Annotated in this window: 6 protein-coding genes; 4 read left to right on the top strand and 2 right to left on the bottom strand. The window is 52.8% G+C overall.

From position 1 onward, the window contains the following. Positions 1 to 67 precede the first annotated feature (67 nt). Genes BLL42_RS28820 through BLL42_RS28805 form a run of 4 tightly spaced genes read left to right on the top strand, consistent with a single transcriptional unit; the run spans position 68 to position 7,560 of the window. A complete protein-coding gene (locus tag BLL42_RS28820) occupies positions 68 to 3,160 on the top strand; it encodes an NHL repeat-containing protein (RefSeq protein WP_071556089.1) in 3,093 nt (1,030 codons plus the stop codon). Between the two features lie 14 nt (positions 3,161 to 3,174). Next, positions 3,175 to 5,103 (top strand): asparagine synthase (glutamine-hydrolyzing), encoded by a 1,929-nt coding sequence (gene asnB, locus BLL42_RS28815; protein WP_071556088.1) that lies wholly within the window; start codon positions 3,175 to 3,177, stop codon positions 5,101 to 5,103. Further along, a complete protein-coding gene (locus BLL42_RS28810; RefSeq protein ID WP_071556087.1) occupies positions 5,093 to 6,334 on the top strand; it encodes a glycosyltransferase family 4 protein in 1,242 nt (413 codons plus the stop codon). The genes asnB and BLL42_RS28810 overlap by 11 nt, the downstream gene beginning before the upstream one ends. Next, positions 6,331 to 7,560: a glycosyltransferase family 4 protein gene (locus tag BLL42_RS28805; RefSeq protein WP_071556086.1), complete on the top strand. Its 1,230-nt coding sequence runs from the start codon at positions 6,331 to 6,333 to the stop codon at positions 7,558 to 7,560. Before BLL42_RS28810 ends, BLL42_RS28805 begins: the two co-directional genes overlap by 4 nt. Positions 7,561 to 7,882: 322 nt before the next feature. Here BLL42_RS28805 and BLL42_RS28800 read toward each other — a convergent pair whose 3' ends face one another. Together BLL42_RS28800 and BLL42_RS28795 are read right to left on the bottom strand one after the other, a co-directional pair. Next, a complete protein-coding gene (locus tag BLL42_RS28800) occupies positions 7,883 to 8,818 on the bottom strand; it encodes a diguanylate cyclase (RefSeq protein WP_071556085.1) in 936 nt (311 codons plus the stop codon). 11 nt (positions 8,819 to 8,829) lie between these two features. Further along, the gene (locus BLL42_RS28795; RefSeq protein ID WP_071556084.1) at positions 8,830 to 13,377 is read right to left on the bottom strand and encodes a PAS domain-containing hybrid sensor histidine kinase/response regulator; all 4,548 of its coding nucleotides are present in this window, start codon (positions 13,375 to 13,377) and stop codon (positions 8,830 to 8,832) included. Between the last annotated feature and the right edge of the window lie 22 nt (positions 13,378 to 13,399).

The raw sequence follows: 13,399 nt of genomic DNA, 5'->3' as shown, positions 1-13,399 counted from the left end.
AAAAATACGAGCGCTTTGCGCGAAAGTGCGCTTGCCTTGAGTGAAATCTGAGTTGAATGAGAGTGCTATGACTACTAGTTGGCGTATTTTTTTTGTAGTTGCGCTGTGCGTCGGGTATTTATCCGGGTGCTCGGAAGAGAAACACGGATATGTGCCTTTGCAAGCTGGCTCGGCAGTGAAGTTGTTGGCAGTGTCAAATGATCAAGGTTTGAACTCGAAAAATAATTACGTTTCAGTTGCTCCGCTAGCCGATAACAAATTTGTGATCGCTAACTACGTCAGTTTGCTTGTTTTAGATCGTGATGCTGGCTCGCTCTGCAAGGTTTCTGCAGAGAGCGTTTTTGGTGATGTAGAAGAAGCGAGGTTGTCGGAGGATCAACAGCACTTTCTGGAGAGTATTACATATAATCCGACGGGCGTTTTTGTCGGAGGTAATGGGAAGCTTTATGTTGCAAATTACAAAGCAAACAATATATTGGTAGGTTCGTTGGATGCTGCTGGATGCAAGTATTTAATTGAGGGCGAGTACTCGTCGGTGGATACTCGAGGGCCTGAGAATGTGGTGGTTGATCAGTCCGCTAATCTGCTTATCTCCGCAAACTATGATGCGGGAACCATAGTCGCTTTTGATCTTGATTCAAAAGAGGAAAAGTGGAGCGCGGCAATAGCGCAGGCGCACGGAGTTACTGTTAGTGGCGGAAAGGTCTTTGCGACAGGACTAACGGAGCGAAAGGTTTATGAGATCGACATCAAGACAGGGAAAATCATTAACTCTAAAGGCTCTCTGGGTTGGAATCCAATGGAGTCTCAGTACATTTGGCCGACTTCTATATTTTCACTTAATAAAGACGAGTTGGTAGTGGCCGACCCTCAGTCGGGGTTCGTGAGTGTTTTAAATTCCTCGACGTTAGACGTAATCCGTTACACTGGAGGTAACGGCCCCTCGGAAAATTTATTCAACTATCCCTACGCGGCGGTTCCAGTAGACGGGGAGTTAATGGTTCTTTCATCTATGCGAGGTGAAATTCTTTTCCTGAACTCTGACGACATGGATGTAAGCGAAAGGCTTTCGTTCTCCGAAGAGCGGTGGTCAAAGCCAGAAGCTGGCGAGACCAAGTCTATCCCCGTGTTTGGCCAGGAATGGAAGGGTTATGTCGATATGTCAGAATTTAGTGTCAAGTTAAGAGGTGAGGCATATCGATTAGGCTTTGGTAACCTCAGTCCGAAAAAATCTGGACCTGTTCTCAATATCCCTGATAGTGGAAGCCTCTTTAATACAGGGGCTTATATATATTTTCTTCAGGGGTATACCGAGAGTGATGTTGATATTATTTTTTCCTCCAGTTCTCAGACATTGCTCGGGGTGGTTCATAAAGATGGTTATCCCGATGTCTTGATCCCGAGACTGATAGATCTCGACTCTTGGAAGGTTGGTGAATCGCTAGTTTCAGGAATCGGTAAAAGTGTAAATTTTGAGAGGCTATCAGCAGATATAAAGGACGCTGGTGCTAAATATTATGGACGCCTAGATGATATTGGTTGGGTCGAGAAAACCGCCTTGTATTCGGTGCTCGCTTTTTCGGACCTCGGGCTGGACTATGATCAATTTTTGACCCGTCTCGATGCGGCTTTTGCAACTGCTGCAGGTCGAGAGTTCAAACTTGCGTATGACCAATGCTCTGAGTCTACTTGTGATCGTTCCGCACTCAAAAAAGCTGCTTATTCTTATTTTAGAGAAACTTCTAACTTACCTTACATTTCGCTTGATGAGTACTCGCTGGTCGGCATGATAAGTGGCATCTCACCGATGGCCTCGCAAAAAGTTAACGTGGATTATCAGGGGTGTGAAGGCGCCACCTACTATCAGGGATATGGGGTGGAAATTCTAAAAACAGATACCTTGAACGATTACCTTTCGGCAGTTGACTTGCCAAGCTCGTCCCTTTGTGTGTCGGTTAAAGGGGATGCATCTGTAATTGGTCTTGACGTGATTTGGAATGATGTAGAAACGGCGCCGAAGTCTCTTGAGATATATGGAAGAGATGGCGGTGAGGGCAGTCATTGGGAGCTTTTAAAAAAGTACTCCGGAATTAAGGTTGTTGTGGTTGGTGGTTATGCGACTTCGCAGTTTACATTTGATAATAAAAGTGACTTTTCCAAATTTTATATAAAAGTGCTAAACGGCGGGGTGCAAAATCGCTTGATTTTACGCCAGGTGAAACCAATTCTTAGTGCTGCTGCGAAATCCGCCATGGTACCGTCTCACCTGTTCGCTTTTGTACACTGTCCTATGGGAGGTAACTATCTAGGGTATGGCACAGAAGCGCTTGAAACTAACTCTCTAAATGACTATCTATCGGCGCAAAGCTTAGAAACCTCTTCGGTCTGTTTTTCTAGTTCTTCTGATAGTTCACTTGTGGGTCTCAATTTGGGTTGGTATTCGGCTGACGAGGTTGGCACGCTTGTTCAGGTTTTTGGTTCTGCCAGTCCGACATTTAGTAGAGAGGTTTCTGTCGGTAAGTTTAATGTCGGGGATCCATATAGTATTTCGAATTTTTTCTTTTCAGACATCGCCGTCAAGCCCCAGAGCAGGTATCCATTTTATAGGGTTCGATTGTTGGAAGGCAAAGGCCAGGGCAGGCTTCTTCTTAGATCGTTTACCCCGATTTACTCCGTGGAAGGAACCGGTGGCAATGCCGCCGCGCGGCGACTTGCCCGTGCCGTCAGCAAGAATCTTCATTATGGAGTCGGCGTTAGTTCTGCATCCCATAACACCAAGCAGTCGTTGGATGATCTTGAGCGTCTTATTGCTTCTGCCGAAAATGCGCACTGTGGGAACTATGCTTTAGTTTTTGTTAGTAAGTTACCTAAAAATACGGTGTGGAAAGTTTACGATGTAAGTGCAAATGATGGCCGTGTGCACAGTGTTGTTGAGCTCGAGTTTGATCGTGAGAAATATGTATATGACCCGACTCTTGGCATTGAATATCGCTGCTCCCTCTCAGCGATGATAGATGGGGCGTGTAAGTACTCTGCGGATCCGAGTTTCTATCAAGTTAATCCGGTGCTTAGGGCGTTTAGAGGGGCAGGTTTTTTTTATGGGGCGAACATAAAGAATGTTTACTCCTCGTCACGTGATTTGATTTCTCCATATTTTTAATTTAGGTGTGTTGTATGTGTGGAATAGCAGGGTCGCTAGCAACATTCGGGAACAGCGATGAAATCACTCACTCGCTGAAAAAAATGATGTCCGCCATCCGCCATCGCGGCCCCGACGGAGATGGCATCTGGTTGGACGAACGCCGGCCGGTTGGCCTGGGCCATGTGCGCCTGGCCATCATCGACCCCGAACACGGCAAACAACCGATGGTGACCGAAGACGGTCGCTTTATCGTGGTGTTCAACGGCGCCATCTACAATTACCTGGAGTTGCGCCGCGAGTTGATCGGTAAGGGCCATCCCATTCACAGCTATTCGGATACCGAAGTGCTGCTGTACGCCTACCGCGAATGGGGCGAGCGTTTTGTGGATCGCCTGCTGGGGATGTTCGCGTTTGCCATCTGGGACAAGCATGAACAGCGCCTGTTTTGCGCCCGTGATCGCATCGGCATCAAGCCGTTCTATTACCACTTCGATGGTCGCCGTTTGCTGTTCGCCTCGGAGATCAAGGCGATCACTGCCGACGGCGGCGTTAAGGCGCAGGCCAACCCCGACGGTCTGCAGGATTACCTGACGTTCCAGTTCTGCCTGAATGAGAAAACCCTGTTCCAAGGTGTGGATAAACTGGAGCCGGGCCATTGCCTGTCGGCATGGTACGAGGGCGAAACGCTCAAGGTGCAGACGCGCCAGTACTGGGACCTGCATTACAACATTGATGAAGAACACGATGAGCGTTATTTCGTCGATACGCTGTCGGGCTTGATCGACGACTCGATCCGCCTGCATATGCGGTCGGATGTGCCGCTGGGTGCGCATTTGTCTGGTGGTCTGGATTCCAGCGCCATCGTCTGTCTGGCCTCGCGCATGCTGGGCGGCGAAAAGATGAACACCTTTACCGGAGCGTTCAACGAAGGGCCGCAGTTCGACGAGACCGGATACGCGAAGGATGTCGCTGCGTTTGCCGGCACCCAATACAATGAAATCTATATTCCGGCCAGCAACGAGCTGGCGGATATGCTGCCGCGCCTCATGTATTACATGGACGAACCGCTGGCCGGTCCTGGGGTGATTCCGCAGTACTACGTGTCGCAGTTGGCTGCCAAGCATGTAAAGGTAGTCATGGGCGGGCAGGGCGGTGATGAACTGTTTATCGGTTACGCCCGCTATATGGCGTTGTACTTGGAGAAGTGCCTGTCGGGCGCCATTTATCAGACGGCTAACCAGAACCGTTATGCCGTATCGCTGGAATCTATCGTGCCCAACCTGCCGCTGCTGGCGACCTACCAGCCGATGCTGCAAGGTCTGTGGAAAAACGGCCTGTTCGCCTCTTATGACCAGCGTTATTTCAGCTTGCTGGACCGCAGCGAGGGCATGGCGCAACTGTTCAATCAGGGCGCGTTGCATAGCGGCAGCGGCTACTCGTCGTTCGAGTCGTTCCAGCGCATTTTCAACCGTGGCGAGATGCATTCGCTGGTCAACCGGATGACCTATTTCGACTTGAAGGGTTCGCTGCCGGCACTGTTGCATGTGGAGGACCGTACCAGCATGGCAGCCTCCATTGAGTCGCGGGTGCCGTTGCTGGATCACCGCATCGTGGAGTTCATGGCCACCATCCCGCCAAACATCAAGTTCGCCGAAGGGCGGATGAAGCACCTGTTCAAGGAATCGGTGCGCAGTGCGGTGCCGCAGAGCATTTTCGATCGTAAGGACAAGATGGGCTTTCCGACGCCGCTCACGCAGTGGACCAAGGGCGTGGCGCGCGACTTTGTGCGCGACACACTGCTGTCTGATCGTGCACGTCAGCGCGGCTTGTATGACGTGACAGCGGTGGAGAAAATCCTGGGCAACGAGCGCGAGTTCGGTCGTGTAGTCTGGGGCCTGCTGTGCTTGGAACTGTGGCACCGCATTTTCATCGACGGAGATATGAAGCCCAGTGGCATCTGACCTCAAGGCGCCTGCGCGGCGAGTGCTGATGTTGTGCGACGACCGGCAGATTGATCGACGGATACTTCTCCAAGCAGACAGCTTGGAGGAGGACGGCTGGCGGGTCACCATTTTGGCGAGGCCACTGGATGGATCGGTAGTGTTGGGCGATCCGCGCGTTGTACGAATCGGTGCCCGGGCCGAGTCAATGGCGCGGCGGGAGAATTGCGTGCTCGAGGTATATAGGCTGGTTCGTCGGTATCTGCCAATGAATGGCCAATTGATGCGATTGCTGAAGTCTTTTGCCTGGCGATTTTTGGTCGATCAGGAGCGCTTTTATCTGAATCTGTTTCTTGCTGATGGCCGTCAGCATGTGGCTGATATCGTGGTTGCGCATGATCTGCCGATGCTTGCTGTTGGTCGGGCGTTGGCCAGTGAGTTTGGCGCCCGTTTGATCTATGACAGCCATGAGTTGTACAGCGCGCAAGAGTTCGCGCGCGGGCAGCGGGCGAGATGGGCGAAGATTGAGCGCCGGTATATCCATGCCTGTGATCGGGTGATTACAGTTAATCCGTCGATTGCTCGTGAGCTAGAGGCGCGCTATGGGTTGACAGAAGTGGCAGTCATTCATAACGCCGAGCGCATCAAACCGCTTGGGCCACGCTCTTGGTATTTGCATGAATGCTTCGGCATTCCTCGCGAGCATCGCGTCTTGTTGTTTCAGGGTGGGTTTTCTGCCGGACGCAACTTGCTTGAACTGGTCGAGGCTATGCTGTTGCTGCGCGATTCAGGGGTTCATCTTGTATTGCTGGGGGATGGCCAGCTTGCCGATGCTCTGCAGCGCTTGATCAAGCGCAAGGGGCTGCAGTCGCGCGTACATCTGCATCCGGCAGTCGCCCAAACGCAATTGCTTGAGGTGACGGCAGCAGCGGACGCTGGTGTGATTCCTTATCAGGCGATTTGCCTGAACAATTACTACTGCACGCCGAACAAGTTGTTCGAGTTCATTGCTGCCGGGTTACCCATCCTGGCCAGCGACTTACCGGAGTTGCGGCGTTTGGTTGAGGGCAATCAGATCGGTTGTGTTGGTGATTTGACCACGCCGTTGGCCATGGCGAAGATGATCGAGCAATTCTTTGCCGATGAACTGCGCCAACAATGCTGGCGTGAGCGCCTTGCTGTCGTTCGACAGGAGCTCAGTTGGCAGAGGGAAGGTGAGAACCTCAAGCATCTCTACAGGGCGTTCAAATGAAGGTCGCGGTGGTTTACCAGTACTATCAGGGGCACTCATCGCCGGGGCACTCGCTGGTGTATGAACTCACCCAGCATCTGGCTACCAATGGCCATGAGGTAACAGTGGTCTCTGGCGAGGCCGGCTACATGCGCCGCGATCAACCGGTTCTCCCTTGGTACAGGCGCCTGTTGCGGCGGGAGCAGGACGGTGCGGTGCGGATCATTCGTACCTACACCTACAGCGAACTGCACCGCAGCTACTTGGGACGCTTGCTTAGTTTCATTTCATTTTCACTGACGGCGCCCATTGGACTGTTGCGGGCTGGAAATCCGGATGTCGTACTCGTTTCTTCACCACCCATTTTCCCTATGTTCTCCGTCTGGCTGGTCTGCAAGCTGCGCGGTATTCCGATGGTTTTAGAGGTGCGAGATCTGTGGCCAGAGTCTGCCGTGCAGATGGGGATTCTGAGTAACCGACCTCTGATTGCCGTTATGTCATGGATGGAGCGACTGCTTTACGACAAGGCAGAGCGAATTGTTACCTTGACCCATGGCATTCGCGACGATATTCATCGGCGTGGCTGGCCCGCAGAAAAGCTAGAAGTGATTACCTGTGGTATCGATACCCAGATGCTTTATCCCGATCCCGACGCGGGGGCCGAGATTCGTCGAATACATGGCTGGGACGGACGAAGCATTGTTTTGTATTTTGGGGCGATGGGCGAGGCCAATAATCTGGATGTGATTGTTGATGCTGCCATGCATTGTCAGGATCAAAAAACACTTTTCGTGTTGATTGGCGATGGTATGAAACGCTCGCATATCGAGGGTCGTATTGCAGAGTTGAAGGTCGATAATGTGCTGCTGCTGGCTCCGGTATCCAAAAATTTGGCGCGTGGTTTCATTAATGCCGCGGATTTGTGTCTAGTAACTTTGCAGGATATTCCTCTATTCAAAGGAGCTATTCCTACAAAGTTACTGGATTACATGGCCTGCGGTCGGCCGGTGTTATGTGGTGTAGGTGGGGAGGCTGCCGGGATAGTTAAGGCTGCTCATGCGGGCATTATATTTGCTCCGAATTGTGCTCTGCAGCTTTCAACCTTTGTCAGTGAGTTGATGAGTGATGAGACTCGCCGGCTCGATATGGGCAGCAGCGCGGTACGGTACATTCAAAGTAATTTTGAAGCGGCTTCAAGCCGAGCGACGATGACTGAGTTATTACAGAAAGTTGTTGGACCTGGCTGAGACTTTCGCGCAGTCAATTGGAGATCTGCCCCGTCTCGAAGGTTAGTGCCCTTGTAGGCTTGATGCGTGGAGGCTGGCTATCCTTGGTCAGTTAGTTCATGGCGTTGACGACTTTATCAATTGGCCAGTCCGTCGGTTGCGGTTACTCTGAGCTGGAAATCGCTTTGATTGTGAGCCCGGATGCTTTCAAACGCGAGCCGTTACACCTAGAGGCTTTCGGTAAAATGCGGACAGTTACTGGGTGTTCTCGATTGGCGCAAGTTCTTGATTCAATGCTCGCCCTTGAGACCCAACCAAAAAATGTAATAAGAAAAGGGGGCTCTTAACTGGACGATATTGCAGATGAACATACCCTCGCCCTGCCAGCTTTCTTCGCTTCGTAGAGTTGCTTGTCCGCAGCTTCTATCAAAGCCTGGAATTCAAGATCACCACTGGGCGTCAATGTTGCGACGCCCAGAGAAATAGTTACCACACGATCTACATCAGAAGCCGAGTGCTCGATACCCAGTGCTCGGATACGCTCTTGCATTTTTTCTGCAATTTCGACCGCCCCAGAAATACCTGTATTGGGCAAAACGCAGGCAAACTCTTCGCCACCATACCTAGCGACCAAGTCATAGGGCCGTCTAACCATTTCAGATAATGCTTGGGCAACGGATTTCAGGCAGCTATCTCCTGCCTGGTGTCCGTATTGATCGTTGTAGCGTTTAAAAAAGTCGACATCCACTAAAATAAGCGAAAGTGGCTTTTGCTCTCGAAAACACTGCCTCCAATCCGCCAATATACCCTCATCGAATTTTCGTCGATTTGCCACTCCAGTAAGGCCATCCATCAACGCCATGGAGCGCAGCAGATCGTTCTGTAGTTTCAGGGTCAGGTGTGTTCGCACACGGGCTCTAACAATGATCGGATTGATGGGTTTGCTGATGAAGTCCACCGCGCCAAGTTCCAGACCTAGTACCTCATCCGACTCCTGCTGCTGTGCGGTAATGAATATGATGGGGATATCCTGGGTCGCAGGGTCAGCCTTGAGTCGACGGCATACTTCATGCCCGTCCATGCCCTCCATGACCACGTCAAGCAGAATCAGATCGGGTAGCTGAGTCCGACATAGTGTGATCGCCTGCTCACCGCTGGTGGCCATGAACACATCACAGTCCTCACGAAACAGCTCATGGAGTACCCGGATATTAGTCGGTTGGTCGTCGACAATAAGCAGTTTTTGACGGTTATGGGGATGCGTTAACCAGGTTCCCATCGATTGTTCCATCAGGCAGATCTCAAAAGTTCACGACCAATCTGCGCCGCAGCAGAAAAGTCTAGCGACTGCAGCATGGCAACCATCTCGTCGAACTGCGGGCGCAAGGCTTGTGGTGTTTTTGACGCCAATGCGTCTGCCATCTCTATGGCTTGAAGGTTACCTGCTTCCAGCAACAGCAAAATCTCCTCTAGGGACTCTTTCCATTGCGCCGGAGCCAAGGGGCTTTCGTCAGCACTGCTTTTTGCACGCGGGCTCTGACCAAAATCGTCATCCATTTGCTCAAGGCTTCGTTGCAGTAACCTGCTCAATTCGTCAAACCATGCTGGGTCTGCAAAGATGCTCGCCACAGATTCTGCATCTCCGTGTTTTAGTGTGTGCTCCAGGTTACCGGCCAGCAGCGACACCGCCTTGGCACCCATGGTGCCGCTGCTCCCTTTAATGGTGTGGAGCACAGAAGCTGCCCCCGGTGCGTCTTGCCGCTGGATCTGATCGCGCAACCGGACAAGCTGTGTTTCCAGTTCGGGGCCAAAGTTACGCAGCACGTTGCGGATCAACCCTAGGTTACCGCCAAAGCGGCCGATGATCGATGCACGAGGCTCAATGACGCCTTCTCCTGTATTGGCTTGCCCCACAGTTTGAGATGCTTGGCTATCCTCGCGACCCGCTTGAAAGAGCAGCGTTACGACAAGTTGCTCCAGGTCTATAGGTTTGCCGACATGATCATTCATCCCCGCCGCAAGACACGCCTCACGGTCGGTATAGGAGGCGTTCGCGGTCATCGCCACAATCGGCAGCGCTGCAAAGCGTGGATTTGATCGAATGCGACGGGTCGCCTCCAAGCCATCAATATCCGGCATCTGGATATCCATCAACACGACGTCGAAGGGCACGCTCTCTGCCATCACCCTGCTCACACCTTCCAGTCCACCCTCAGCCAGTGTTACCTGAGCGCCTTCCCCTGTCAGTAACTCATCGGCAACCTGCCGATTGAGCATGTTGTCTTCCACCACTAATAGCCGCAGCCCGGCCAGACGCTGCGACCTGTCAACAGTTGATTTGGACGGGAGTGACTGCGGCAGACCTTTGCCGTTGAGCGCTCGCTTAACAGCGTCGGCCAACTGCTTGGGAGTTACAGGCTTGGTGAGAAACCCCACGAATGGAGCGTCTCCCGCCTGGTGGGCGTCTGCCAACACTTCGCGGCCGTAAGCGGTAATCATAATGATCATTGGAGGAGGTACGCCGTTGCCCTGTTGATGGATCAATTGCGCAGCGCTCAGCCCATCCATATCGGACATCCGCCAGTCCATCAGCACCACGTCGTAGGCTGTGCCTCGCGCCTGGGCTTTCTTCACCCATTCCACCGCTTGCGTGCCACCACTCACGTGGTCGGCCTCCCATCCCAATGCATGAACGGTTCGTAACAGCAATTCACCCGCCATGGCGTTGTCGTCGACTACCAGTATCCGTAAAGACACATCGACTTTAGGGCAGGCAGATTTCAGCAGCGAAGTCGGCGCTACATCCAGGGTGATATCAAACCAGAAGTGACTACCGACACCCTGCTGGCTCTCCACCTGAAGTTCACCACCCATTAAGGTGACCAACCGCTTGCAGATCACCAGGCCCAGACCTGTGCCACCAAAGCGCCGAGAGGTTGAAGCCTCGGCCTGAGTGAATCCTTCAAAAATGCGCTGAAGCTGCTCCGAACTGATGCCGATGCCAGTATCAGAAACCGCGATGCGCAAGCTCACAGCATTTTCCGTGCGCAGCAGTTGCTCGACGCTGACCACGATCTGGCCTTCCATGGTGAACTTGAGAGCATTACCCGCCAGGTTGATCAGCACCTGTTGCAGTCGTAGGCTATCGCCTATCAGGTCGTTGGGTAGATTGGAGTCCAGGTCGAACATGACCTCTACTTCTTTCTGGCCCTGGTTGCCGGCCAGCACAACGGCGAGGTCACGCATGAGCGGTTCGAGTTCGAATGGGTGCACATCGAGTTGCAGCTTGCCGGCCTCAATCTTGGAGTAATCGAGGATGTCATTGAGCAAACCCAGAAGTGATTTCGCAGCAGTCTGCGCTTTGGTCACATAGTCGAGTTGACGATCATTCAGGTCAGTATTCTGCACCAACTGCAACATACCCAGCACGGCGTTCATCGGAGTACGTATTTCATGGCTCATGTTGGCCAGGAACGACGATTTTGCCGCGCTCCCTGCATCGGCCTGTTCCTTGGCGTAAAGCAGATGTGACTCTAGCTCGCGTTGGACAGTGATGTCCCGATTGATACCCGTCACGCGCAAAGCTGCACCGTTTGGACTGCGTTCGACCTGCGCGCCTGCATGTATGAAGCGGACCTGTCCATCCGGGCGAACGACACGGAAAACTGTGTCATACACATCAGTCCCCTCGACGGCGGCATTCAGCTTTGCAGCCGCAGCTATAGCATCCTCGGGATGAATACGCGAGTACCAGTGCATATAACTCAGGCCAGTATTGCGCAACATCAGTGGCTGCCCGTAGAACTCGAACATGCGGTCATTCCACGTCAAGACATTGTCTGCCAACGTCCAGGACCAGATGCCCAGTTCGGCCACTTCAGCAGCCATCAGCAGCTGATCATGCACCGCCATCAGTTCGCTACGTTGTTCCAGTGTCGTCTTCAGGCTCGCAGCCAGTTCCCTTTCCGCCTCTTTACGTTCGGTGATGTCTACCGCGATGCCCAGGTAACCGCTCAGTACCCCATCGGTATCTCGCATGGAGGTGACCACCAGCGTGACAGGAAAACGCGAGCCGTCTTTACGTATGTAAGTCCACTCTCGGGTTTCTGCGCCTTCAAGCTCAGGCTTATGGGCAAACACACGGAAACCATCGATTGCCTGAGCGTACTCCTCGCTCAGTTCAATGCTGCGAGCAGCGATTTCCTCTGGCATATGTATCGATTCGGGTGTGCGCTGCTCCAGCAACTCATCAGCGTCATAACCCAACAAATGCTCGGCGCCTTTATTAAACACACGGATAACCCCATCGAGATCCGTCGCAATGATCGAAACCTTGGTGGCCGAACGCAACACAGAGCCCAACAACAGATTGAGATGCCGCAACTCTGAAGTTCGCTGCGCCACCTGTTCCTCCAGGTTGGAGTTGAGTTCGAGAATTCGGGCCTCTGATGCTTTTTTCGCCGAGATATCCCTTAACGTCGTGGAGGCTCCAATGACGCGACCACCCTCGCCATAAATGGGCGAGATGCTAGCGGAGATATCGATCAACCGGCTATCTTTGCGACGGCGCTGGGTATCAAAGCTGGGGACACGCTCCCCCGCCCTTATGCTGGCAAGGATATGGGCTTCCTCAGCTACAAGCGCCTCAGGAACAATCAAACTGACCAGTGTTTGGCCCACAGCCTCCTCGGCGGTATAGCCAAAAAGGTGCTCGGCTCCCTTGTTCCAGTTGGTGACGATGCCATCGAGTGTTTTTCCAATAATGCCATCGGCCGAGCTTTCGACAATGACGGCCAGCCTTGCCTGCTCCGCGAATATCTGGCGCCGATGTTGACGGCTGACATTCACAACACCTGCCAGCGTAGCCAGGAGTAGAGTAAGCAAACCACCCATCAACAGGACGACCTTTGGTGAAACCTGATTCAGGCGCTGGATGAACAATGGGTGCGCGCTGAGTTCAACTTGCCATCGTCTCCCGTATACCTCACGCTCCAGCTGGTGGGTCATCAGCGTTCCATGGCTAGTCGAGTCGTCGATGCTTTCATAAAATAGCTTCTCTTGCCCTGGGACAGTGATATCCCTCAATCGCAAATGCACTGTCTCATTTTCTATGCGTAAGCCTCTGAGTACCTCCTCTGTCTGCAACACGACATAGCTCCAGCCAAAAGCTGCTGCCTCTCGTTCAGCAACGGTCGTCGGAGTCACACCACCGCGAAAGATGGGCATCAAAACGAGGAAAGACTGCTGCGGTTTCGATGCGGTCACCAGAGTGATGGGCCCAGTAATCCGGGCTACGCCGCTTTGTATCGCGGACTGGGCAGCCTCCCGCCGCGACGTTTCCGAAGCGATGTCCAAACCAATTGCAGGCTGGTTTCCCTCAACCGGTGCGACATACTGGACAACGTAACGCTCGCCTGAATGGGGTGAGAATTGACGAATGGTGAAATCAGCTTTGCCATCGGCCTGAGCGCTCTTGAGAAACCCGCGCTCATCCTGCTCAGGTACACGCCTGATAAAGCCCAAGGCACTTGCGCCAGGGAACTCGACAGCGAGGTCGCGCGTTTGGTTATATTGGTCAAAAACCTCACGACTGATGCCATGTTCACCCGCTGTCAGCACCGCTCCACGAGCGCCTCGCAATCCGTATTGGTAAAGATTGAGGCGAGTTAAAACCAACTCTGCGGCTTCCTCGGTAGCCACTGCGACTGTTTGTTGAGCCTGCTGCTCGTTGATGCGTTCAAGGACCCAGGCGCCCAGAATGCTTGCCCCTACCCCCACCACCAGAGTGATTGCTACTCCCCAGTTCAATGCAAAAAACTTATGTGTTCTCACCCGCATGGTCCCATTTCAGAAGACCTTC

The organism is Pseudomonas frederiksbergensis (assembly GCF_001874645.1).
In the GTDB taxonomy this organism is placed as follows: Bacteria; Pseudomonadota; Gammaproteobacteria; order Pseudomonadales; family Pseudomonadaceae; genus Aquipseudomonas; species Aquipseudomonas frederiksbergensis_B.
This window is presented reverse-complemented; position numbering and strand designations above follow the sequence as displayed.